The organism is Nostoc sp. CALU 546 (genome assembly GCF_048836525.1).
On sequence record NZ_JAWJTF010000065.1, the window covers coordinates 12,556 to 37,058 of the forward strand.

The window sequence follows — 24,503 nt, forward strand, 5'->3', positions numbered from 1 at the left end:
ACAATTCTTTTACCACCTTTAGCCATAGCTTAGAAAGTGATTTAAAGCACAATGCAACAACTATTCATGTCAAAGAATTCAAAAAGGTAAAATTATAAAGAATTGTCAAAACGTAATCATGTCAGCTATCCAAACAACTGTAGTTCTTGCGATGACGGCCGATGGAAAAATTAGCGCCGTAGATCCTAAAGCGCCTCGTGAATCCGATCCAGATGATCAAGCACACGTGGAGTATCAAGTCTCCCTTGCTGATCTAATTCTGGTAGGAGCAGGGACAATTCGGGCTGAGGGGGTAACTTTTACAATTCGCAATCCCGAACTTTTGGCAGCACGTAAGGTTCGGGGTCAGTCTCCCCAGCCTATTACCTGCGTTGTCTCAGGTTCCCTTGACTTAGCGCTGGACTTGCCTTTTTTAAGTCAGGACATTGAGCGATGGATATTTACAACACGAACTGGTTTGGAACGCAATTCTGATACAACAACCTTACAAAAACTGGCTGAATTAATTGATTTGGGAGATACAGACCTGGACTGGGATCGGGCTTACAGCTTGATGGCAGAGCGGGGTATTAACAAGGTAGTTGCTTTGGGAGGTGGCTCTTTAACAGCTGCTTTAGTGCACGCAGAGCGAATTGACGATTGGTGGTTGACAATTTGGCCAGTTATTTATGGAGGAAAGCACGCCCCTAGCCCAGTAGAGGGAGAAGGTTTTGTTCCTTATGCTGCTCCTCATCTCCAACTCGTTGAAACTCGTCAGATTGGAAGTGAGTTGTTTTTACACTACCGCACACTCAAGTAGAGAATACTAAAAAGCGCTCTCCCGAAAGGGAGAGCGCTTTTTAATTTAGCTAAACTTCAGAATTAACCGTTGATAGCAGGAGCAGTGAGAGCTACAGGAGCAGAATCGCCAGCAGCCAAATCTAGAGGGAAGTTGTGAGCATTGCGCTCGTGCATTACTTCCATACCCAGGTTAGCGCGGTTGATTACATCCGCCCAAGTTGCAATCACACGACCTTCAGAGTCAATGATTGATTGGTTGAAGTTGAAACCGTTCAAGTTGAACGCCATTGTGCTTACACCCAAGGCGGTGAACCAGATGCCGATTACAGGCCATGCTGCTAAGAAGAAGTGCAGTGAACGGCTGTTGTTGAAGGAAGCGTATTGGAAGATTAGACGACCGAAGTAGCCGTGAGCCGCAACGATGTTGTAGGTTTCTTCTTCTTGACCGAATTTGTAACCGTAGTTTTGTGATTCGGTTTCGGTTGTTTCACGAACCAAGGAAGATGTAACCAAAGAACCGTGCATTGCACTGAACAAACTTCCGCCGAATACACCAGCTACACCTAGTTGGTGGAAGGGGTGCATCAAGATGTTGTGTTCTGCTTGGAACACGATCATGAAGTTGAATGTTCCTGAGATACCCAAAGGCATACCATCAGAGAATGAACCTTGTCCGATTGGGTATACCAAGAATACTGCGGTTGCTGCTGCAACAGGTGCAGAATATGCGATCGCAATCCAAGGACGCATTCCTAAGCGGTAGGATAGTTCCCATTCACGACCCATGTAGCAGAATACGCCAATCAAGAAGTGGAAAACTACTAGTTGGTAAGGGCCGCCGTTGTACAGCCACTCATCAAGAGAAGCTGCTTCCCAGATTGGGTAGAAGTGCAAGCCAATTGCGTTGGAGGAAGGAACAACTGCACCGGAGATGATGTTGTTTCCGTAAATCAAGGAACCTGCTACTGGTTCGCGGATACCATCGATGTCTACTGGAGGAGCGGCGATGAAGGCGATTACGAAGCAAGCGGTTGCGGCTAGCAAGGTTGGAATCATTACTACGCCGAACCAACCGATGTAAATCCGGTTGTTGGTGCTGGTGATCCATTCGCAGAATCGATCCCATACGTTGGCGCTTTCGCGACGTTGTAAGGTTGTTGTCATTGTTTTATAAGTGCGGTTAGTTATTTATGATTTGGATAAGCAAATTTGCTTACCTATGTTTATTACATTAGAAGCAAAATGGAGATTTGTAAAGAAATATTACATAGGTATTGATTATGACAGTAATTTCTTTTGGTGATGAACCGCGTTTAGAGACGCAATTCATCTGGTTTTATCACGTACTTCGTCCCGCTACGCTAACGCCCGCAAGTGGCGCGAAATAATCCTTGTATAGCAAGGCACGTAGAAACCCCACCCCGAAGTGTCTGTCTTGGTTTAATTGCGTTAGGGTAGCGGGGCGTTAGCAAGAGTGCGAATTGCGAATTGCGAATTGGTTTTATCAACCAGGGGGCCAGTCTAACTGCCGTCCTCCCAAAATGTGCAAATGTAAGTGATGGACTGTTTGTCCGCCGTCATCACCAGTGTTGATGACAACTCGATAACCATTTTTCAGCCCAGCTTCTTCTGCAACACGTTTGACGGTTAACAAAAGATGCCCCAACAGAGCATGATCTTCAGATTCAGCATCAGCTAGTTGAGCAATGGGTTTTTTGGGAATCACGAGGATGTGAACGGGCGCTTGGGGATGGATGTCTTTAAATGCCAGGGACAAATTATCCTCATAAACAATATCAGCGGGAATTTCCCGACTAATAATTTTGCTGAAAATCGTTTCTGGAGTTTCACTCATGCCAATTTACCTACTTATCTGCTAGAGATTTTATATTAAGTCCGGCTAATCACTTAAATGAGACAACATTATGGCTAAAAATGAATTTAAATTTATATTAAAAATTAGCGGATTTCTTTGTTACTACTATGTATAAATCACCATCCCAAAAAATCCAAATATTTACACCTATCACAGATTATATTTTATTACCAGTGCTATTTAAATCTTTAAAATATTCTCAGTATTTGTTTGTAATCTTTAATTTAAACTGATGGAGGTCATCTGCGGCAGAAAGGGCGATCGCATGAGCAAAAAATGGTATCGAATCCAAAAGCTGAAAGCAATATTCGTCCTAGCATTGGCAGTTATATTCACTAATGCTGTAGTCTCCTACGGCAACACTGTTAAGCTGATTTACAACCAGCAATGGGTGACATCCTCATATAAAGTTATTACCCAAGTTGAAAGTATCCAATCTACACTCCAAGATACTGAGACTGCACAACGTAATTACTTAATTACAGCAGATGCAGATGACCTAAAAACTTATCTTGTAGCTTATGAACAAACTAATCGCAACATTCAGACTCTCAGTAAGTTGACTGCTGATAACCATCAAAAGCAGCAGTGGGTTTCTTTGCTGGAGCCGAAAATTAACAGTAGACTCAACATTTTGCAACAAGAGATTTCCCTCAGACAAAACCAAGGATTTGAAGCAGTTCGACAGAGAATTTTATCTGTCAAAGACAAGCAAAACAGCAAAGAAATCCAACAGCTTATTCACGACTTTTTAGAGGTAGAGCAAAATTTATTACAGCAGGGAATGCAACAGTCGCAAGCAATTTCTCAAAAGGCGATAGTTACATTTTTTATCGCGGCTATTGTGGATTTGGTGCTGGTGGCGCTGCTGTATGACTTGTTGTGGCGCTATATCAGGCAACTTCAGCAGACGGAATTGGCCCTACGCCAAAGCGAAAATCGTTTACGAGCCATGATAGATGCAGAACCAGAATGTATCAACTTAATTGCCAGGGATGGAACCCTTTTAGAAATCAATGCAGAAGGGCTGGCGATGATGGAAGTGGAAAGTGCTGATGTTTTGATTGGCAAACCAGTTGATGCTGTAATTTTACCAGAGTATAGAGCAGCCTTTGCCGACTTGCATAAAAGTATCTGCCAAGGTAACAAGGGAACTTTGGAGTTTGAAATCGTTGGATTTAAAGGCACTCGCCGCTACATGGAAACTCATGCTGTACCACTGCTTAACGAATCTGATGGGACGTTCATCCATTTAGCACTGATACGAGATGTAACTCAGCAAAAACAGGCAGAACAGAAAATTCGTGAACAAGCAGCGCTGTTGGATGTATCAACTGACGCAATTGTGGTACGAAATATCCGCAACCAAATTTTGTTTTGGAATAAAGGTGCCCAGAGTTTGTACGGCTGGAAGGCTGAGGAAGTTGTGGGTAAGAATGTTTTGCAACTTTTGTATAAAGAGATTTCACCACAGCTAGAAGATGCTTACTTAACGGTGATGAATACGGGTGAGTGGCGGGGTGAGTTGCATCAACTGACAAGGGAAGGTAAAGTAATTATCGTTGAAAGTCGGTGGACACTGATACGACATGATAATGGACAACCCAAATCCATTTTGAGTGTGAACACCGAAATCACACAGCAGAAACAACTGGAAGCTCAACTTTTGCGATCGCAACGTTTGGAGAGTATTGGTACTTTAGCTGGCGGTATCGCCCATGACCTGAACAATATACTATCCCCAATTTTAATGTCAGTTCAACTGTTGCAGAGGAAATTGCCCGATCCGCAGAGTCAGCAAATACTGCAAACTTTAGAAAATAATGTTAAACGCGGTGCTAATTTGCTCAAGCAAGTATTATCTTTTGCACGAGGTATTGAAGGCAAACGAACAATTGTCCAAATTCAGCCTTTGATGGCAGAAATTGAGCAAATTATCGCTCAAACATTTCCTAATTCCATTATTTGCCAGATAGATATCTCTAAAAATCTCTGGTACGTTCGCGGAGATATAACTCAATTACATCAAGTACTGATAAATTTAGTAGTCAACGCCCGCGATGCTATGCCTAGTGGCGGTATTTTGAGGATTGCGGCGGAAAATCTGGTGATTGGCGAACATTCTGCCCAGATAAATATTGATGCGAAAGTGGGTTCTTATATTGCGATCGTGGTGACGGATACTGGGATGGGGATGTCGTCGGAAGTTCAAGAACGAATTTTTGAACCATTTTTCACTACCAAAGAGGTAGGAAAAGGTACGGGTTTAGGACTTTCCACGGTGTTGGGTATTATTAAAAATCACGGTGGTTTTGTCAATGTTTACAGTCAAGTAGGCAGAGGCACTCAATTTACAGTGTACTTACCTGCCTCAACATCCAGAGATACACATTCGCTGTCTCTAGAATTGGAATCAGTTACAGGAGATAGTTAAAAAAACTACAACCAAGCCCTGTTTATATATCAGAAAATTTGTTAACAAAATATACATTCTATATAAAATATACGCTATTAAAACATCTATTCAAACATAAACTCTAACAATAGGATGTTATGGTAAACACTGTTGTTGAAGAAGAATTCAGAATTCAGAATTCAGAAGGCTCAGTTGGCAGAAGGGAACCCACGTTTAAAAATGCGGGATTGATCTTGGAAGCCTTGTGTCTTGTGGCACTTTCCGCGACGCTCGATAGCGCAGCGTTAGCGACGCAGGAGCGTCTGACTCGCTTGCCGCCGGCGCTATCGACACAAATCTTTTTATACTAGTGCGGCTCTAGACCCACAACTAAAGTTTTTATTAATACTTCTTTCATAAAAGCCTTCTGCCCTCTGTCCTCTACCTTTATTTGTAACTATAAAATGTGTGTATTATCTCAATTAGGTTTACTTTTGAATAGCGGAATTATTGGTATTGCATTTATTCTAGTTTTAGACTTTTTAGCAGAGATTGGGATTTAGGAAAATTAAAATTGTTTATAGGTTATATATTTTGAATATTCAAATATTTTTTTGTTTACCATAAAAAAATTATGGTGCTGTTAAGAAAGTAACGAAGGTCAAAAAATAGATTTTCTTCCTGCCTCCTGCTTTTATTTGGTAAAACCAACCTAAAATACAAACCTTAGCCGCCAAAGCATTGCGTTACTAAATTTTATCTTATGACATCCGATCGCCCCTCTGAACAACCTGTATCTGAATCTACCGCAAATGAAGCGTCCGACGTAGAGCAGCAAGAAATTGCAGATGCTTTATTTCCCATCGTTGGCATTGCCGCCTCTGCGGGTGGATTAGAGGCATTTACGCAGGTACTTAAGCATTTGCTTACCGATACAGGGATGGCATTTGTGCTGATTCAACACTTAGATCCTAACCACAAGAGTCTGTTGAGCGAGATTCTAGGAAGAACAACTTCAATGCCCGTCAATGAAGTGCGAGACGGCGTGACTGTGAAACCTAACCAGGTTTACATTATTCCGCCTAACACTAAGATGATGCTGTCTGGTGGAGTGTTGCAACTCACGCCGCGAGAGAAAGTTCATGGTAAATATATGCCTGCTGATGCATTCTTTACTTCATTGGCAGCAGATCGAGGGCACAAAGCGATCGCAGTTGTTTTATCTGGAGCAGATGGAGACGGTTCACTAGGGCTAAAGGCAATCAAGGCAGCTGGAGGCGTGACTTTTGCTCAGTGTGAAGACACGGCAAAATTCGATAGTATGCCCAATACTGCTGTTGCCACCGGGAATGTGGATTTTGTGCTACCGCCGCAAAAAATCGCCGAGGAACTGGTAAACCTCAGTCGCAATCCTTTTATTTCTAAGTCATTGCCACTGATCGCGGTTGAGAAGTTGCCCGAACAGGGAGATGCCCTGGCGACTATATTTGTATTACTGCGATCGCAAACTGGCGTTGACTTCAGCCACTACAAGCCCAACACCCTCGATCGCCGAATTCAGAGGCGAATGCTGTTGTATAAACTAGAACGCTTGGAGGATTATGCCGAGTATTTGCAAAACAATCCGGGTGAAGTCAAGGCGCTCTATGAAGAAATTCTGATCCACGTCACCCATTTTTTCCGCGATCCCGAAGCATTTGAAGTGTTGAAAGAGCGAGTCTTTCCTACCATCATCCAAAACAAATCAACAGAGTTGCCGATTCGGATTTGGGTAGCTGGGTGTTCGACGGGTGAAGAAGTGTATTCCATCGCTATCTCCTTGCTGGAGTTTTTATCAAATAAAGTCACCTCGCCGCCGATCCAGATTTTTGCCACAGACATCAGCGAGATAGCGATTGACAAAGCGAGAACGGGTATTTATGCAGAGAATCAAATGGTGGAAGTCTCACTAGAGAGCCGCCGCAGATTTTTTAATGCCCTTGAAGGCGGTGGATATCAAATTAGTAAAGCTGTCCGCGAACTGTGTGTGTTTGCTAGGCAAGACTTGGGCAGTGATCCCCCTTTTTCTAACTTAGATTTAATTAGCTGCCGGAATGTACTGATTTACTTGGACGAAACGTTGCAAAAACGGATATTGCCCATCTTTCATTACAGTCTTAATCCCACTGGCTTTTTACTGCTAGGGACTTCAGAAAGCACAGGTAAATATTCGGACTTGTTTATTCAGATTGACAAAAAGTATAAAATCTATAGTAAAAAGCTAACTGCAATTCGTCCAACTTTTTCGTTCATTACCAGCAATTATCCGATAGTAAAAGTGGACGAATCAAAGCCGACCAATGAGAATCCATCGGATGAGTTTGATTTAGAGAAAAAAACTGACCAACTAATCTTGAATCACTATGCCCCAGTGGGTGTAGTAATCAACGACAAGATGGACGTGCTGCAATTTCGGGGAGAAATCGATCTCTACCTCAAACTTGTACCGGGGAAACCGAGTCTTAACTTATTCAAAATGGTGCGCGAGGGTTTGCTCATCGAGCTACGGGCGACAATTTATCAGGCACAACGGCAAAAAATTCTAGTTAGAAGAGAAGGGTTACGAATTGAAGAGGGCGATCTTTCAAAAATCATCAATCTTGAGGTGATTCCATTCAACCCTGGGACTGGCGAAGAACTCTACTTTCTAGTTTTATTTGAATCAGCCCCACTCACAATTAACAACCCCAGCACAGTAAATTCTGAGAGCGAAGAGCAGTCAGACTTAGCGCAGGAGATTGTTCAGCTCAGGCTTGAACTTGCAACCGCCATCAAAGAGCGGGCTGCAACTCAAGAATATCTGCAAGCGGTGATCCAAGAGCAGGAGCATATCAATCAAGACCTGAAAGTTGCCAATGAAGAAATCCTCTCTAGTAATGAAGAGTTGCAAAGCACCAATGAGGAGCTAGAAACTGCCAAAGAAGAGATTCAAGCAACTAACGAAGAACTCAACACCACTAATGAAGAACTTCGTAGTCGAAATCTGGAATTACACCAAGTTAATAACGATCTCACGAATTTGCTTGCCAGTATTAATATTCCCATTTTGATATTGACTTTGGACTTACGCATTCGACGTTTTACGCCAATGGCGCAGCGACTTTTCAATTTGATTCCCACCGATGCTGGACGACCTTTGAGCGACATCAGAGCAAATCTCGATGTTCCTGAGTTAGAAACTATAATTTTGGAGGTTCTTGACACACTCAGCATCAAAGAATTAGAAGTCCAAACTCTGGGGGGACATTGGTACAACCTCCGCATCCGTCCTTATCGCACTACAGAAAACAAGATTGACGGTGTAGTGTTGGTGTTAATAGATATTGATGTTCTTAAACGCAGTGCCGCAACCTTAGAACAAGCCAGAAATTATGCTGAAGCGATTGTGGAGACAGTACAAGTGCCCTTAATCGTCCTTGATGCGGATTTCCGGGTGAACAAAGCCAATCGCTCGTTTTATGAAACATTTCAGGTTTCACCATCAGAGACAGCCCAATCTCTGATTTTTGAACTAGGGAACGGTCAATGGAACCTGCCAGAACTGCGATCGCTCTTAGAAGAAATTCTCGCCAACGATACCAGTATTAACAACTGGGAAGTAGAGCATAGTTTTGAGCGGATTGGGGAGAAAACCATGCTGCTCAATGGGTGGAAAATTATTGAACAGGGCGAGGCTCAAATGATTTTGCTGACCATTGAAGATATCAGCGATCACAAACACTTAGAGTTAGAGCGATCCGAGCTACTAGCGCAGGAGCAGTCAGCCCGTCAACAAGCAGAAATTGCCAACCGAGCCAAAGATGAATTCCTGTCGAACCTCTCCCATGAACTTCGTAACCCGCTTAATACTATACTGGGCTGGGCGCAACTTTTCCGCACCCGCAATTTAGATTCAGAAGCAGTCATTCGTGCCTGGGAAGTTGTGGAGCGGAGTGCTAAAGTGCAAGGTCAGTTAATCGATGATATGCTGGATGTCTCCCGAATTACGAGTGGCAAGCTTCATTTAAATACTCGTCTAATCGATCTAGTTTCAGTAGTGGATGCCGCCATTGAGTCTATCCAATTTTCCGCAGAGGCGAAAAGCATTGAAATTGTTTCACAGTTGAACTCGGCGACGGTTGTCGGAGATTTTGACCGTTTACAGCAAGTTCTGTGGAATTTACTTTCTAATGCCATTAAGTTCACTCCAGCCGGTGGGCGAGTGGGAATTATACTCGAAGCTGTATCTACTCACGCTGAACTTCGAGTCAGCGACACAGGAATTGGCATCCGGGAAGACTTGCTGCCATATATTTTCGATCGCTTCCGTCAAGGAGATTCCAGCAGCAGCAAAACAAGTCAGGGACTTGGATTAGGCTTGTCAATCGTCCGTCATCTGATAGAACTTCATGGTGGAACAGTTCAAGCGCAAAGTCCAGGTGAGGGACTAGGAACTACGATCATTGTCAGGCTGCCTCTGCGCTTAATGCCACCGGAGATTACACCACCAACTTATTTAGAGCCGAGCATTTTATCAGAGACTCCAGATACATTAGATGGTAAAAATCCACCCCTTACCCTTGAAGGATTATGCATCTTGTCTGTAGACGATCAAGAGGATAGCCGCGACTTATTAAAGTGGATGTTAGAAGAGTTTGGGGCTGAAGTAGTGGTTGTGACATCGGCAAAGGAAGCGATCGCTGCTTTAACTGAATCCCCTGGCAAATATGATGTGCTTCTAGCAGATATTGGGATGCCAGATGAGGATGGTTACTCCCTGATTCGTCAGGTGAGAGCGCTTGAAACTGAAGCTGGGGGACAAATTCCAGCAGCAGCAATTACTGCCTATGCCACCGAGCAAGAGCGGCAAAGGGCAATTGATGCTGGTTTCCAAATGCATCTCGCTAAACCGATTGAGCTTACTGAATTGGTATTGATGATTGCAAATTTGACTGGACGAGGCACAGATAATTCGTAATTCTTCAAGGAGGCAGGAGGCAGGAGGCAGGAGGCAGGAGGCAGGAGGCAGGAGGTGTATAATGATGTAATTTCTCCCAACTTCCTACTTCAAACTTCTTGCTTGCGCCATGAGTTATAGAGAACAATTTATTTGGCAGCGTGGTGTCAAGCTTGCCATTAACTGCTATCGACTTACCGAAAAATTCCCGAAATCTGAACTCTACGGATTAACTAGCCAGATTAGACGCTCGGCAGTTTCCGTGCCATCAAATATAGCTGTTCGCGCAGCGTCTCGTTAGAGAAGGTTATGGAAGACGGACGCAGAACGAATATATCCAATTTCTACACATTGCTTTAGGTTCGCTTCGAGAACTTGATACTCAATTGATTATTTCTAAGGAAGTCGGATTAGCATCGCCTGAACTATTTACTCCTATTTTGGAAGAAGTCGATAGGTTTCAAAGAATTTTAGTGTCAAGTATTCAAAAGATTAAATCTTAAAACCTTTCTGTCTCTTGCCTACTGCCTCCTGCCCTCTGCCTCCTGCCTTCCTCGATCAAATGTTTGAATCAACGTTTCAATTACGTATAAATTGTATAATCTGCACCTAAAACATTCCAAAGGTACAGGTTATATCTTACATTTTTACTTAAAAAGATATAGAGGATCTTTGATTTTTTTTAATAAAACAAAAGGTATCAACTATTAATTAGAGGAGTCTTACACATGACTGCAACCTTCATGAGGAGGCCTAAGTTTCGCAATGCCCAATGGGTGAGCTTTGTTGGTGGAGAAGGGATTGTACGCAGCTACACACCTGAATATGGCAGATGGATGTATGTCATTGAGATGGTATTAGGGCTAGAGCCTGACTTTGGCAGAGTTGGTGTAGAAACGATGATACTCCTTACCGAGACAGATTTACTTACGACATACAGCGAATTTCAAGCTGGTGAAATGAAGAGTGCTGAGTGCAGTGGGGCGTAGCTAATTCTGACTTCTGAATTCTGCTGTAAGTAGGTTTTTGATAAGGAGGTGGAAAATGTTTAAATCTACCAATTTAATTCGGGGTAAAATCTACTCTTGCCGAGGGGAACAAATCAAATTTAGCCATCAATCTCGTAATCAGAGATTCTTTTTTGTAAACAGTAGTGGTAAGCGCTTGATGTTTACATCCAATTTCATTCAGCGAGAACTTTATGAAATCAAAGTACTAGCAGAACAGTAGGGGAAGCTTCATGCAGCAAGACAACTCTGATTTAGTCAAACAAATCAAAGATTTCAAGACTTATAGTTACTCCTGAGATGAAGTTATCCAAAAATTCAATTTTGGCAAACAATTAGAGCAAGACTTCAATATCATTAATGCTCATTTTCGCTGATTATAAATCAAGTACTAGTCCCTTCTCTTCGTTCGCGCAGCGTCTCGTTGGCATTCACGTTACCGTCTCTGAAAGAGAAGCCTCTCTCCTTTTAGGCTACGGTGTACACACATCTTTCTAGAAAACCAAAATCGTTGTAGATCCCCCTAAATCCCCCTTAAAAAGAGGGACTTTGAGAGCTTTTTGCCCCCTTTTTTAAGGCTACGGTGTACACACAAGTTTATTGACTTGCACTTTTAATGCATCGACCTGCACCTTTGATGCATCGACCTGCACCTTTGATGCATCGACCTGCACCTTTGATGCATCGACCTGCACCTTTGATGCATCGACCTGCACCTTTGATGCATCGACCTGCACCTTTGATGCATCGACCTGCACCTTTAATGCATCGACCTGCACCTTTGATGCATCGACTTGTACCTTTGATGCATCGACTTGTACCTTTGATGCATCGACTTGTACCTTTGATGCATCGACTTGCAAAAATTAACCTTAAATATGCGATTTGGTGAGGGTTTTAAACTCGGTTATTCATCCGCCAGCGATGCACTGAGTTTCGACTGCGCTCAACTACCGCCGGTCGTTGTGTCTGTCATACAGAATTCATTCTGAATTCTGACTCCTGACTCCTGAATTCTGTTCGATAAATGCTAGGAGATTTTTAACCAATGGCTAGGATGAATAGCACTTCATTAGCAGCGAGTAAAAAGGAATTATCATGAGAAAACTTGTTATTGCTGAACGCGTAAGCCTCATTGGTCATATCGTATCAACAGTATTTGGATTGGTAGGAATACTACTGGTTATACCTAATGCCCAAGTAATTTTTAACTTATCCGAGCTTGCACAAACTGCCATCCAATGGAGTATGGCAGGAGGCGGTGTAGTTTATATGATTTTAGGTGCAGCAGGTGTTTTCTTGTATGCCACGCGGATTTTGGGTTTAGGTCGCGCCTTAGCATTTCTGTTGCCATCAGTATTTATTTCTCTAGGAAGTGAATTACTAGGAACCAGTACTGGTTTTCCATTTGGTCATTATAGTTACTTAAGCGGTTTAGGTTATAAGATTGCGGGTTTAGTCCCATTTACAATTCCCTTGTCGTGGTTTTATTTGGGATTTGTTTCTTACCTACTGGCACGCGCAGGTTTAGAAGTGGACAAAAAACCCAATTTGTGGCGGCATATAAGTGCGATCGCTTTGGGTGCTTTATTACTAACCTCCTGGGATTTTGTTCTCGATCCTGCAATGAGTCAAACTTCTCTACCCTTTTGGTATTGGCAACAACCAGGCCCCTTCTTTGGAATGCCTTACCAAAACTTTGCGGGGTGGCTGGGTACTAGCTCAGTATTTATGGCTGTGACTGCACTGTTGTGGAGAAATAATCCTATTAACTGGGAGCGATCGCAACTTAATATACCTTTTGCAGTTTATTTAAGTAACTTTGGTTTCGCTACAGTCATGAGCTTAACAGCTGGATTCTTTGTACCTGTGTTGCTAGGCTTGTTGCTGGGTGTCACACCCGCAGTGCTGCTGTGGTTGAAAGGCTCACCTACACCTGTCCAAGTTCCCATTGAATCACCAGAAATCTCTGTAGCTAGAGTTAAAGTTACAGCGAAATGAAAGGGCATTAGGAGTGCTGAGTTAGGAGTTAGGAGTTTTGTTTACCCCCTTGTCCCCTCATCTCCCCCACTCCCCCTGCCATTCTCGCTTGGAGAGTTATTTTATCGGCAATAACAAACTAGCTTCAATCTCTTGCCGCACAAGGTCTGTTATCTCACAGTTGCTATTGAGGCAATCGAGAAGCAACTGATTGGCATCGTCATATTGTTGCAATACTTGCTGTTGCTGTGGGCTGAAGTGCCAGTGATGCTCAATGTTTCGATGCTTTAAAAATTTTTGCAAATATGGATCTTGAGCAACTAACGCATCAATTTCTTGCTTCATCAACAGTACCAAAAAATCTGCATTCCGTAGCATAGCAACCGTTAACAAAAAGATTTCACGCCACCTGGGTTCAGTAATATGAGTTACCAAACTTTCTAACGGTTGTTTTAATGCTTGCAAATTATAACTGGCAACGATTTTTCGAGCAGTCAGGTATTCTTGAAATGTCAAATAAGAGAAAGAAAAAATACCCCGCACTCGTTCTGCGAGTAATCCATGTTGCAACTCTATCGCCTGAAGTACCCCTTCACTATCTAATTGCAATTCCTCTGGTTCTGTGGAAGCATTCGGCAAATCACCGATATAATCGCTAATGTGTTGCTCAACAATACGTTGTTCAAAAAAGTAATTACCCTGCTCAAATGTTGCGCTAGCAACCTGACTCAGCAACTTAAGTTTTTGTGGTAATGAAAAATCTTGGTATACTTCATCCCGCTCAATTGGTTTAGTTTTGTCCCATTTGCCGAGTAGGAGGTCTAAACATTGCTTATAAAATGCAGGTTTTTGGGTTGGGAATTTGTTCTGGTGATGAAAAACCCAGCAGGCGAGATGCAAAAACAAGGGAGTGACAGCAAGTCTCCGAAATTGCAAATTTTCAGGTAAATCTAGTTTCTCAATAAACTCAAATGCCTGTTCTTGTTTATCCTGGATGTTCGTTTTCGTAACTGCTGTAAACCACTTCTGAGCAAAAGCAACAATTTGATCTTGACTAAAAGGGGCAATTTCAACATCTGTAAAGCGTCTGATGTTGAAAGCTTTAGCTGCCGTGCGGCAGGTGACGACAAACATATTCTTTTGATATTTTTCAGATAGTCTGCGAATCTCATTGACGACACCAATGCTTTCTTGATGGAGTACTTCATCTAATCCATCCAGCAATAGCAACACTCTGCCCTCCAACAACAAAGTTTCCGGCACAGATGGATCTGAAATTCCACAGGTGAGGAATTCCTTGCAAATATAATTGAGTAAATTGAACTCTCCTGCAACTCTCGTTTCGTCGGCAAAATCTCTTAAGGTGACAAAAATAGGAACCCGATTTGCAGCAAATCTCCCTCGGTTGCATTGAATTGCCAGATGTTGTAAAAAAGTGGTTTTACCTGCTCCCGGTTTACCCAACACCCGCAGCTTTGAATAAGTTTGAACTGCTGCGATTCCCGCCATTTGTGTCTGGGATACTTCACCTAAACCAAAGCGATCGAATTCTTTTGATGTAAACTTTTGCAAATCAGCAAACTCTAACCATTGAAGGCTAGCAATCTCCTCCAAAATGTTGACATCGATGTAAATATCGTCTAGTATAACCGGGCGAGTAACATCTAATAACTGCAAAGTGCCGCACTGGTCTTGAATTTTGTCGAAGCGTTGCGATCGCACAAATTGTACTAGAGCATCAATATCTAAAAATTCAGCAGCACCAAGTTCTTTTGATTCGCTTAATTCTTCTGGAGGATTATCCGCAATCTCCCGCCAATTCAACGACAACACAGAACAAATTTCTATAAAGATATGACGCTCAACTGGACGCCCAGTAAAAAATCGCCAAATTGGTTGGCGAGTCTTTAAGTTAACTTCAAAAGCCAAGTTGTCTTGTGTCCACCCCTTATGAGCAAACGCTTTTTTAGCTTGTTCAATCCCAGGGAGTGATGCTTGGAGCGATCGCTTTACCATAGAATTACACACATCAGATAAAAATTCTTCATCTTGACATCATTGCTACATCTAGTTTCGGAACTACTTAGAAACTATTTAAGTTTTTTTAAATGCTAATGATTTATTTAAAGCATCTTCCCCTAATATCCTCTCATTGCATAATTTTCAGTTAAACATGATTGCTTTAAGTGTTATTTTTAACTTTTTATTTTGTGTATTAGGAAATTTTGGTGTATTTAATAACTCTAGTGCTGCGGCAATCTAAACTTTTATGTAAGATTAAATGTCGCTGTCATTGTACCACTCCTTTACGGTTATGTATAAAATTAACCTAATATTGTAAGAAACTAGCAAGATAAATGAAACCAAACTTGATAAGCTAATTAACGCAGTGGATTTAAATGTGAGAAAAATCAAACTACTGGCTTTGATATTAATTAGTTTGACAATGGTGTTGTGGTTTAATTTGCGTTCTTCAACACCGTCAATACTGACTGTTGCATCTTCACCACCAAAAACTATTCGCTACTTCGAGCGCACTTTGCCCCAAAGCATCGCTCACATTTTGTTAATTCCAGCGAATAGCAGATTTTTGGTGACTCCTGCACTATCACAGAAGGTAGCCACTGTAGAGGAATTTGCCCAGAAGCATCGAGCCGTAGCTATTTTGAACGCAGGCTTTTTTGACCCAGTTAACCAAAAATCTACATCCTATGTCAGCCTACAAGGGAAGTTGGTAGCTGACCCCAAGGAAAATGAGCGACTGGTGAACAATCCCAACTTAAAACCTTACCTGAGTCAAATATTCAATCGTGCAGAATTCCGCCGCTACTTATGTGGGCAAACTATCCGCTATTCCATTGCCCTACATAGTCGGTCACCACCAGCAGGTTGTCAGTTAGTCGATGCTATCGGTGCTGGCCCAGGTCTATTACCAGAACTCACGTCAGTAAAAGAGGGCTTTGTGGATAATGCCAATAAACGAGATGCACTTGGCAGTAACCAACCCAATGCCAGGACTGCTGTGGGTATAACCCGTGATGGCAGCGTTATTTTAGTTATGGTGGCTCAAAAACCCTCGACTCCTGCTAACTCTGGGATATCCTTACCAGCATTAGCTGATTTTATGAAAACTCTTGGTGCTGATCAAGCGATGAATCTGGATGGCGGGAGTTCGTCTTCACTTTATTACAAGGGCAAAACCTTTTACGGGAAGGTTGATTTGGAAGGAAATCCTATCAAGCGTCCCGTGAAATCAGTTTTGCTGGTTCAGGAAAATTAGTTTTGAAGGCTATCTGAGAGAGGAAGTCTTTACCCGGATTTCTCACCACACCTATTAAAGTCTGCGCTTGTGCAGGGGAGAAGTAATAAGTAATGAGTAAGAAGTAAGAAGTAAGAAGTTTTTACTCATTACTCATTACTCATTACTCATTACTCATTACTTCTCTTCTCCTCCATCAAACGCCTTGAGAAGAGTGAGAAATGCGGGTTTACTTTCCTCTTACCGCCGACTGCGAAAACCCTGTCTTCCATTAACTTGGTCAAAGAGGACATCATATTTATCAAAAAATGCGATGCCAGTATTTACAAATATAGGAAGTTCTGACTGCGGCGAGATACTCAAATTCCAGCGATTAAATCCGTCGCGGGTTCCTGGTGCCAAGCTGTAATCAAAAATGCTATTAATTCCTACTTTCAGAGCATTTGCTGAACGTAACACTCCTGGTTTGAGTTTACCTGCTGTAGAAGCTGACTTAAATTCAGTCAAACCATTAATGGTTCCAGTATCAGTGATCATTTTGCCATTACAAGAATTTTTAGCAGAACTCCCAGCAAGAGTTAAACAAACTTTACTCAGTTGAGAGTCCCATCTGTTACCGGGTACACCATTAATTTCACTTTGTTTACTCCAAGGAGCCATTTTGAAACCTGCTTGATTATTGGCAGTCAAACCGAGAATTAGGCTGCCATTGTTGTTACTACCATTATTTCCCATCACTATAAATCCGTTACTCAGATTGCCTGGTAATTTTCTCAACGGATTATAGAGAAGTGACTTTTCAAAATAGTTGACACCGATAATACCGGAAAATGGCGCACCACTCTTTGCTGAACAATTAGGCTTTTGGGCAATACATTGGCGGCTAGTAACAATCTGTACCGGAACGGGTTCTGCGGCGGGAAGCAAACCAAATCGGACATTAGTATAAACTAATTCTCCCTCTAGGATAGTACCATCACTTAATACTTCCTTGATATTTTCTCCCGTTCTGCGGATTGGAGCATTACCTAAAAACTCTTTGGGAACTCGCAGCCCTGCTGACCCTGTATCTAATAAGATACGCTTTGGTTGACCATTTGCGATCGCCATTTCTAGAAAATAGCCGCGAACACGTTGGCCAAGGGAAGGTTTTGGATATAAAGGTAGGGATATGGTATCAAAAGTTGGTTTTCGGGGTGTATTTTGAGAGATATCGCGCAACGCTGGTTTTGGGAAAAGAGCCGCAAATGCTGACTGGCGTTGCGCTGCTGGTTCCGGGGCGATATCCCAAAGGCTTTCGTAGTAGAAAAAGCCGCTACCTAAACCGCGTTCTTGCGCTGCTTGTACCTGGGATTGGATTTGTGGCATGGAAACTGGACGATTTCGTAACCCAGCCATAATACCGATACCAGTTGGGATGACTTTTTGGGTTTCTAAAATTTCTGGGCGATTAATTTGAGCGATAAAACTTTCTAAATCATTACGGTATACCTGCATGACCAACTCATCCACAATACCCAACCGTACCCAGTTCAGCCAGTCTTGCAGTTGCAGCTTGTAAGCAAAATCATAGTAATTGGGAGAAACTGCGAAGATAGCATTCGGTTTTCGGGCTTTCACGGTTTGGTGGAGGTGTACCATGAATGCAGTAATTTTATCTGCCCGCCATTTTATCCATGCTTGGGCTTGGGGATTAGGTGGAGGAGGATTGCCAGTTTCTTGAGTATATAAATTAATTGTGTATTTATCGTAACCAAAATCCACAGGTAAACTCATGTGGTCGTCAAATTGAACGCCATCAGCATCGTATTGAGTAATAACTTCCATCACGAGTTCGGTGATAAGCTTTTGCACTTCGGGGTGAAACGGATTCAACCACGCGACTTCACCCGCAGCACTAATTGAAGTTTGAGTCCCATCCCGTTTTTGTGTCAGCCAATCTGGATGCTGAGATGCAAGTTCCGAAGTTAGGGGAACCATGAAACCAAATTCAAACCAGGGTATTGCTAGTAGACCTTCTCTGCGGGCTTGGCTGATAATGTCTGCAATCACATCTTGTCCATCTGTCCCCTTGAAGAAGAAGGGAATACCCTTTTTTTGCATGATGGCGCTGGGGTAATGTGTATAGCCATCGTTCCACACGACTGGATAAACGGTGTTAAAGTTTAACTGCCGCAGTTGGCTCATAGCTGCTTGCACCTTTGAGCGATTTCGGAAAACGCTAAAATCGTTACCACTCAGCCACACCCCCCGAATTTCTTGACGAGGTTGAGGAGGTAGTTGGGCAATAGCAGGAGCAAAAGTATTGAGTAGCAATACCGCAAGAAATGATATCAGACATAATAATGGCAACAGACGCTTCCTTAAAAGCCACCAACCTTGACGAACGAAAGGCACTCTACCAGACGCTTTGCGTAGCTTGCTGCGACATAGGAGTAAACCTCTACGCATAGGCTTAAATAGTAAGTTAGTTAGAGTAGCATTGATTTCTATGGTTTTTCCCCAGAACTGAGTTGTCATTACGTCTACTGACTAAATAAGGTTTATTGGTTATATTTAATTCCATATCAAGGTTAAATTGCTGCACCAGGAAAACTGATACAGTAATTTAGCTGCAATATGGTTGACGCAGTTATAGAGTTAGTAGTGCCAAATAGAAATGTTGCAAATGTAACCTGTAAGAAGTTCTCGTTGCTCTCATGCCTACGCCTGGTAGATTTTTTGCATAGCACCATTCGCTCCTATTGGAATTAAGTCACAATGATAATAGGCAATCATAGAGGGTGCTGTTATGTTTCGTTTAACTCAAACTGTTCGGAACTTGTTCCTTCGTCTTCAAGGCTTGTTTGGTATTCTATTCAAAAGTGTTTCCAATTCCGTAGGAAATTTATTTGGTTTTTTTGCCAAGCTTTTCGGATTTAGTAGTTCTGGTTATTTCTTGGAATCTGATGAAGTGCAAGGTATAAAACAAGCTTCTGCAAAAGAGCCAATTGAAACGAATCGGGATAACACTGCTAAAATTCCTACCACTAACCGCCGTCGTTCTAATGCCAAAATTGACGACTACTACCTCAACATGGCTCGTGATGTGAAAAAGAATTAACAAAAGCCATCAATTGGAAGGTGATCTTAGTAATGCGTTAGCGTACCACTCCGTGGAAGCAAGCTACGCGCAACGTCTGGTAGATAAGCTCGCCGTAGGCATCGCTTTGCCAGGGTAAGATCATCTCAATTAGGGTTGACATAAGGACTCAAAAGACTTTTAGCCTGCACTATGCCTAAATGTTAGTAGTGCGTAGGCATAGCTCATCGTAGACATCGTTTTTAGATCGAAAAAAATAGCCAAAGCTTTCTTTTGCTTATCGCTTGAGCATTGCGGCGCTCAAGCTACAGAATTTTTGTTTGACTTTTTTACTTATTGTGTAGGGACTAACAATTAATTACTGTTAAAATTGTTATCTTCGCAAACTCTTGATCGGCAGTCACCAAACTTGCTGAATTTTGGATCGCCATTGCTGCAATGATTGCATCTGGTAGTTTCAACCGATATTGTTGGCGAATTTCAATGATTTTCTTAATCAAAACAGCATCACTCGCCACTAAATTGACAACCTCAACTCGTTGCAAAAACTGCTCAAAAAGCTGGTAATCCTCTTGACTCAGCCCAGAAAACGCGAGAAATTCAATTTGGCTAATAACTGAAACTCCAATCCAATCAGCACCTTGAAGTAATTGAATAAGTTGAGAACTTCCTTGAAGCAGAGCTACTATCGCATTCGTATCCAACACGTAGCGATTACCACTCATCGCGTAGATTTCTCTGCATTGCTACCGCATCTCCCCGCCAAGTTAATCTCCCGACTAAATCAGAGAAATCATAACTAGGTTGCTTTTCCTCTGACGAAACTGGATTCAAAACAACTACAATGTCCACTTCAACCGCCGCTAACTGCGTTGGAATATTAAGATTTAAATAACCTGATTCATCGATTTTAGTTGTAAGTTTTAAAACTTCCATTGCCAAATAATTAGTAAACCTCATCTTATTCTAAATTTTGTAGAGCGAGCATTGCTCAATCAGATCCCCAGAACCCCGACTTTTTTGAAAAGTCGGGGTTCTTGTACCTCACAATAAATCCTATTCTCATTCCCTATTCTCGCTAGCCGCTAAAAAAATCTGTTACCAAAACAGAAATTCTCTGATATAAAGCACAAAATACGCAACCACGTTGCTGTTTCTCCAGGGTTTTCAACCTACCTTTAACAAAAGTTTTGTCCAGCTTGAGGCTGGACAATAGTTAGAAATATTTTTGAGATGGAATATTTACTTGATTTTTAACTTACCAAATCAACTAAGGCGTTGCTTTGAAAGCGGACTATAGATGAAACTGAGCATCCGCGATAATTCTCAGAGGTGAATACTGATAGTGTGATATTAGCTTGACCGGGATCTAAAATGCGCTTTACCTTGCAGGTTTGCATTTTGTTGTTGCAGTAAGCAATAATGCGATCGCCAGCCTTGACTTCTAACGCTTGAATTTTCAATTAATACCAACCTTGCCAGGAGTTTGCTTAGTTAAAGGAAAAATATATTGCTATATTTTACTTGCTCAACAATAGCAATGTTGTTTTATTGTAACACAAAAATTAATTAAAGACATCAATGGTATCAATTTAATCTTGATAGTGTCAAGTTTATTCATCCTCAAAACAGTATTAAATGCTGGATTTTCAGAAAATAAGGAAAAAATATCGACCTTCACCTAGCATTTAGGCTGGAGCCTCTGTTGAAAAATCCAGATAGTGTAAACCTCTGCTCGAACTTCTCTGAAGCCAAATTTTTTCGAGTACAGATTTTTTCTTTCTATGTTTTTGTTACAATTATTGAAATTTTTACCCAAAAATACCACTATGGCTTTATATGCTGAATTACATAGACATCTGGGCGGCTCCGTCGTACCACGAGTTTTATGGCGATATTTCGAGCGACATTCTTCAGAGTTGATTTCCCGCTTTGCTGACTATTCAGACTTTGAAGATTTTTATACTCGCCCACGCAACACCTTGGATGAGTATCTAGAATTACACACCTTGGTAGAAAGTGTGCAAACTGTGGATACTTTGCCTTACTTTATTTATCGCTTGGTGCGGGGTGCTTACATTTTTGAAAATTTGGCTTATCTGGAACTGCGTTACACTCCCTATCTACGAACACCTGAGCATCTGAATCAATCTGAAAGAATTGACAAGATGACAGAAATTGTGCAGGTAGTAGGACTTGCCAGCCACCAGCCAGAACATCCGATTGTTACTAGCCAAATTCTCTGTATGCACACACGTCTACCTTATGAGGTGAACAAGGCGATTGTTGATTTGGCGGCGCAAAACAAGCAGTATGTCTGTGCAGTAGATGTAGCGGGGGGTGATAGCTATTACGCCGATCGCTTAGAAGAATGGATTAGCTTATATGATTATGCGCGATCGCTGGGTGTCAACACAACGGGACATCTATATGAAACCACCGCAGGTTGTTATCCAGAACTATTACCCTTTTTAATGCGAATTGGTCACGGCATCCAAATTCCCCTATTGTATCCAGAGTTACTTAATGATGTAGCTAAACGCGGACAATGTTTAGAAGTTTGTCCGACAACTTACCTGAAAACAGGTACTTTGCAGGATATACGTCAACTAAAATTAGTTTTTGACCGTTGTTTTGATGCTGGGGTTGATATCGCTATTTGTACTGATAATGCTGGATTGCACAATGTGCGTCTACCCTTTGAGTACGAAAATCTCTTGACTTACGACATTATTAGTTTTGAACAACTACAAGCTTGTCAAGATGCAGCTTTCCGTCATGCTTTTGCTTGGCCCTACAGTCAACGTCCCGCATCCCTGTTAAACGGTTTACTGAAACCTGAACCACCTAAAGTTTTGGCTATGAGAGATACTAATTAACAATCACATAGAAATATCCATAAATTAAGGTGATTTCATGTTAATTAATGTTGCAATCCCTGATTTTTTCTGATGCTGTAGAGAAAGTTGTGTGACTCCTGACTTCTGAATTCTTCTTCAATTGTGGTTCCTTTTTTGTTGATTTGGATTTTTGCTATAAGTCTTACGGAGGGAAGATTTGGCTTCACCAGAAAATTCTCAAAAATCATCTTTTAATTGAGTTTAGTTGACAATTAATAAAAATTTCTCATAAATTTCCCCCATTATCTCCCTGTGCCCCTAGAAGCTATAAACTATAATTTATGGCATCTACTATTCAAGCTCTACCAACAGAAGTCGTATATATCATTACAGCTGGTGAGGTAATCGACTCTTTAGCTTCTGTGGTGCGGGAATTGGCAGAAAATTCCCTAGACGCAGGTGCAACGCGAATTGTCGTTTCTCTATGGCCGCAGCAATGGCGAATTCGTGTTGCAGATAATGGTTGTGGAATGAACCTAGATGATTTGCAACAAGCAGCGACAGCCCACAGCACCAGTAAAATTCGATCTAGTGCCGATTTGTGGAAAATTAACAGTTTAGGGTTTCGGGGTGAGGCGTTGCATAGTTTGGCGACTCTGGCAGATTTGGAAATTTTGAGTCGTCCTGTAGGTGGAAAATTAGGATGGCGGATGGTTTACGGTGACGCCGGGGAAGTTGTGGAAGTTGAAGTAACTGCGATCGCACCTGGTACAGTGGTTACAGTTTCCAATCTTTTCGGTAATTGCTCATCTCGTCGTCAGGGATTACCCACAACAGCACAGCAAATGAAAGCCGTGCAAGCCACAATTCAACAAATCGCTATGTGTCATCCCCAAATCACCTGGCAGATTTGGCAAAATGACCGTCAATGGTTCACCATTTGTCCCGCTATCACAACTGGGCAGCTGCTACCGCAGATTTTACCGCAAGTGCGACAAGGTGACTTGCAAGAACTAAAACTCGAAATACCCAACCCTCCAAACTCCTATACAGAAGACGCGATGAATCGCGTCTCTACTTCAGACTCTTGTACAGACGCGATTCATCGCGTCTCTCCCCACTCAGCACTAAATTTAGTGGTAGGATTACCCGATCGCATTCATCGTCATCGTCCAGATTGGGTACGTGTAGCTATCAACGGCAGGATGGTGAAGACGCCGGAACTAGAGCAAACCATATTATCAGCATTTCACAGAACATTACCACGCGATCGCTATCCAATTTGTTTTCTACATCTTGCCATTTCCCCCAATCAAATTAACTGGAATCGCAATCCAGCAAAAACAGAGATTTATCTCAATGAAATCATTTATTGGCAAGAGCAAATTACCCAAGCAATTAACCAAGCACTCAGCATCTCTTCTAACAATCTTAAAGAAGCTGTTCACACAACACGAGTTAGTAAATTACTCAAAGCCGCAGAAGCCAAAGGCGGCTACAATTTCAATCCTCAAAATCCTAACGAAAATCCCAAAACTCCTAACTCCTCACTCTCAACTCCTAACTCCTTAAAAGCTGTCGCTCAAGTTAGCAATACTTACATTGTGGCGGAACATTCAGGTGGGATGTGGTTAATAGAACAGCACATTGCCCATGAGCGAGTTTTATATGAGCAATTATGCGATGATTGGCAACTTGTACCCGTCGAACCGCCAATAATTCTTTATCAATTATCGCCAGCGCAAGTATCGCAACTACAACGAATCGGTTTAGAAATAGAACCCTTTGGCGAACAACTTTGGGCAGTTCGTAATATCCCCGCCCCTTTGCAGCAGCGAGACGACTGTGCAGAAGCAATTTTAGAACTTAGTTGGGGAGGCGACTTACAAACAGCCCAAGTAGCCGTCGCCTGTCGCAGTGCTATTCGTAACGGTACACCAATGAATCAACAAGAAATGCAGACACTTTTAGATAATTGGCAACGCACTCGCAACCCCCGCACCTGTCCCCACGGACGCCCAATTTATCTATCCTTAGAAGAATCAGCTTTAGCTCGGTTTTTCCGGCGGAATTGGGTAATTGGTAAAAGTCATGGAATTTGATGTTTTTGGCAATACATTCGAGAACTGAAGGTTTTTAACCCGCACAGGCGGGTTTTGTCTGTATAGCCGCGACTTCTAATCTTCATAATTTCAGTATTTTTCGCTAGGGTAGAAAAAAGCAACTTTTGATAAACTAAGAGCGCATTTTGGATCAAATGTGTTCTTACTCACTTGCGGCTGGATTTCTTGTTTTTGATGAAAAAACAC

18 protein-coding genes and 1 pseudogene are annotated in these 24,503 nt (G+C 42.1%); 12 read left to right on the forward strand and 7 right to left on the reverse strand.

What is annotated here, in order from left to right; genetic code table 11:
- Positions 1 to 118 precede the first annotated feature (118 nt).
- Positions 119 to 799, forward strand: coding sequence for a RibD family protein (locus RRG12_RS26795; protein WP_420759884.1), 681 nt, complete (start codon positions 119 to 121; stop codon positions 797 to 799).
- A 62-nt stretch (positions 800 to 861) separates the two neighbouring features.
- Here RRG12_RS26795 and psbA read toward each other — a convergent pair whose 3' ends face one another.
- Together psbA and RRG12_RS26805 are read right to left on the reverse strand one after the other, a co-directional pair.
- Entirely contained in the window at positions 862 to 1,944 is a 1,083-nt protein-coding gene (gene psbA, locus RRG12_RS26800; protein WP_069068940.1) for a photosystem II q(b) protein, read from the reverse strand.
- Between the two features lie 340 nt (positions 1,945 to 2,284).
- Complete coding sequence (locus tag RRG12_RS26805) at positions 2,285 to 2,635, reverse strand: histidine triad nucleotide-binding protein (protein WP_069070385.1); 351 nt, start codon at positions 2,633 to 2,635, stop codon at positions 2,285 to 2,287.
- A gap of 253 nt (positions 2,636 to 2,888) precedes the next feature.
- On the opposite strand from RRG12_RS26805, the gene RRG12_RS26810 reads away from it, so the two are divergent.
- From RRG12_RS26810 to cruF, 7 genes and pseudogenes are all read left to right on the forward strand, one after another.
- Positions 2,889 to 5,090, forward strand: coding sequence for a PAS domain S-box protein (locus tag RRG12_RS26810; protein WP_256090966.1), 2,202 nt, complete (start codon positions 2,889 to 2,891; stop codon positions 5,088 to 5,090).
- Positions 5,091 to 5,814: 724 nt separating this feature from the next.
- Positions 5,815 to 10,047 carry a chemotaxis protein CheB gene (locus RRG12_RS26815; RefSeq protein ID WP_420759883.1) on the forward strand — a complete coding sequence of 1,411 codons (4,233 nt, stop codon included), beginning with the start codon at positions 5,815 to 5,817 and terminating at the stop codon, positions 10,045 to 10,047.
- A 109-nt stretch (positions 10,048 to 10,156) separates the two neighbouring features.
- A pseudogene (locus RRG12_RS26820) lies at positions 10,157 to 10,529 on the forward strand (four helix bundle protein).
- 225 nt (positions 10,530 to 10,754) lie between these two features.
- Entirely contained in the window at positions 10,755 to 11,015 is a 261-nt protein-coding gene (locus RRG12_RS26825; RefSeq protein ID WP_069070387.1) for a hypothetical protein, read from the forward strand.
- A gap of 55 nt (positions 11,016 to 11,070) precedes the next feature.
- Positions 11,071 to 11,256, forward strand: coding sequence for a hypothetical protein (locus tag RRG12_RS26830; RefSeq protein ID WP_069070388.1), 186 nt, complete (start codon positions 11,071 to 11,073; stop codon positions 11,254 to 11,256).
- A 393-nt stretch (positions 11,257 to 11,649) separates the two neighbouring features.
- Complete coding sequence (locus RRG12_RS26835; RefSeq protein WP_420761268.1) at positions 11,650 to 11,925, forward strand: hypothetical protein; 276 nt, start codon at positions 11,650 to 11,652, stop codon at positions 11,923 to 11,925.
- Between the two features lie 206 nt (positions 11,926 to 12,131).
- On the forward strand, positions 12,132 to 13,034 hold the full coding sequence (gene cruF / locus RRG12_RS26840; RefSeq protein WP_069074917.1) for a gamma-carotene 1'-hydroxylase CruF: 903 nt from the start codon (positions 12,132 to 12,134) through the stop codon (positions 13,032 to 13,034).
- Between the two features lie 96 nt (positions 13,035 to 13,130).
- On the opposite strand, the gene RRG12_RS26845 is transcribed toward cruF, so the two are convergent.
- Positions 13,131 to 15,041, reverse strand: a complete 1,911-nt coding sequence (locus tag RRG12_RS26845; RefSeq protein ID WP_420759882.1) for an NACHT domain-containing protein — start codon at positions 15,039 to 15,041, stop codon at positions 13,131 to 13,133.
- A 373-nt stretch (positions 15,042 to 15,414) separates the two neighbouring features.
- Here RRG12_RS26845 and RRG12_RS26850 point away from each other — a divergent pair, with 373 nt between their 5' ends.
- A complete protein-coding gene (locus RRG12_RS26850) occupies positions 15,415 to 16,293 on the forward strand; it encodes a phosphodiester glycosidase family protein (protein WP_420759881.1) in 879 nt (292 codons plus the stop codon).
- 219 nt (positions 16,294 to 16,512) lie between these two features.
- Here the strand turns inward: RRG12_RS26850 and RRG12_RS26855 are convergent, their stop codons facing one another.
- Entirely contained in the window at positions 16,513 to 18,792 is a 2,280-nt protein-coding gene (locus RRG12_RS26855; protein WP_420759880.1) for a glycoside hydrolase family 10 protein, read from the reverse strand.
- Positions 18,793 to 19,063: 271 nt separating this feature from the next.
- Here RRG12_RS26855 and RRG12_RS26860 point away from each other — a divergent pair, with 271 nt between their 5' ends.
- On the forward strand, positions 19,064 to 19,375 hold the full coding sequence (locus tag RRG12_RS26860; protein WP_420759879.1) for a threonine dehydratase: 312 nt from the start codon (positions 19,064 to 19,066) through the stop codon (positions 19,373 to 19,375).
- A 326-nt stretch (positions 19,376 to 19,701) separates the two neighbouring features.
- On the opposite strand, the gene RRG12_RS26865 is transcribed toward RRG12_RS26860, so the two are convergent.
- From RRG12_RS26865 to RRG12_RS26875, 3 genes are all read right to left on the reverse strand, one after another.
- Positions 19,702 to 20,079 (reverse strand): type II toxin-antitoxin system VapC family toxin, encoded by a 378-nt coding sequence (locus RRG12_RS26865; RefSeq protein WP_420759878.1) that lies wholly within the window; start codon positions 20,077 to 20,079, stop codon positions 19,702 to 19,704.
- Positions 20,069 to 20,314 (reverse strand): hypothetical protein, encoded by a 246-nt coding sequence (locus tag RRG12_RS26870; protein WP_338044515.1) that lies wholly within the window; start codon positions 20,312 to 20,314, stop codon positions 20,069 to 20,071. Before RRG12_RS26870 ends, RRG12_RS26865 begins: the two co-directional genes overlap by 11 nt.
- Before the next feature lie 293 nt (positions 20,315 to 20,607).
- The gene (locus RRG12_RS26875; RefSeq protein ID WP_094352741.1) at positions 20,608 to 20,817 is read right to left on the reverse strand and encodes a hypothetical protein; all 210 of its coding nucleotides are present in this window, start codon (positions 20,815 to 20,817) and stop codon (positions 20,608 to 20,610) included.
- 366 nt (positions 20,818 to 21,183) lie between these two features.
- Between RRG12_RS26875 and RRG12_RS26880 the strand changes: the two genes are divergently transcribed.
- Positions 21,184 to 22,233, forward strand: coding sequence for an adenosine deaminase (locus tag RRG12_RS26880; protein ID WP_069074925.1), 1,050 nt, complete (start codon positions 21,184 to 21,186; stop codon positions 22,231 to 22,233).
- A gap of 302 nt (positions 22,234 to 22,535) precedes the next feature.
- A complete protein-coding gene (gene mutL / locus RRG12_RS26885; RefSeq protein WP_420759877.1) occupies positions 22,536 to 24,296 on the forward strand; it encodes a DNA mismatch repair endonuclease MutL in 1,761 nt (586 codons plus the stop codon).
- The last annotated feature ends 207 nt before the right edge of the window (positions 24,297 to 24,503 follow it).

Excerpts from the sequence above, each read along its gene's own strand:
- RRG12_RS26830 (WP_069070388.1), top strand. The coding sequence starts at position 11,071 with ATGTTTAAATCTACCAATTTAATTCGGGGTAAAATCTACTCTTGCCGA.
- mutL (WP_420759877.1), top strand. The coding sequence starts at position 22,536 with ATGGCATCTACTATTCAAGCTCTACCAACAGAAGTCGTATATATCATT.
- RRG12_RS26815 (WP_420759883.1), top strand. The coding sequence starts at position 5,815 with ATGACATCCGATCGCCCCTCTGAACAACCTGTATCTGAATCTACCGCA.
- RRG12_RS26835 (WP_420761268.1), top strand. The coding sequence starts at position 11,650 with ATGCATCGACCTGCACCTTTGATGCATCGACCTGCACCTTTGATGCAT.
- RRG12_RS26810 (WP_256090966.1), top strand. The coding sequence starts at position 2,889 with ATGGAGGTCATCTGCGGCAGAAAGGGCGATCGCATGAGCAAAAAATGG.
- RRG12_RS26860 (WP_420759879.1), top strand. The coding sequence starts at position 19,064 with ATGTTTCGTTTAACTCAAACTGTTCGGAACTTGTTCCTTCGTCTTCAA.
- RRG12_RS26825 (WP_069070387.1), top strand. The coding sequence starts at position 10,755 with ATGACTGCAACCTTCATGAGGAGGCCTAAGTTTCGCAATGCCCAATGG.
- psbA (WP_069068940.1), bottom strand. The coding sequence starts at position 1,944 with ATGACAACAACCTTACAACGTCGCGAAAGCGCCAACGTATGGGATCGA.
- cruF (WP_069074917.1), top strand. The coding sequence starts at position 12,132 with ATGAGAAAACTTGTTATTGCTGAACGCGTAAGCCTCATTGGTCATATC.
- RRG12_RS26880 (WP_069074925.1), top strand. The coding sequence starts at position 21,184 with ATGGCTTTATATGCTGAATTACATAGACATCTGGGCGGCTCCGTCGTA.
- RRG12_RS26805 (WP_069070385.1), bottom strand. The coding sequence starts at position 2,635 with ATGAGTGAAACTCCAGAAACGATTTTCAGCAAAATTATTAGTCGGGAA.
- RRG12_RS26865 (WP_420759878.1), bottom strand. The coding sequence starts at position 20,079 with ATGAGTGGTAATCGCTACGTGTTGGATACGAATGCGATAGTAGCTCTG.
- RRG12_RS26855 (WP_420759880.1), bottom strand. The coding sequence starts at position 18,792 with ATGACAACTCAGTTCTGGGGAAAAACCATAGAAATCAATGCTACTCTA.
- RRG12_RS26870 (WP_338044515.1), bottom strand. The coding sequence starts at position 20,314 with ATGAGGTTTACTAATTATTTGGCAATGGAAGTTTTAAAACTTACAACT.
- RRG12_RS26795 (WP_420759884.1), top strand. The coding sequence starts at position 119 with ATGTCAGCTATCCAAACAACTGTAGTTCTTGCGATGACGGCCGATGGA.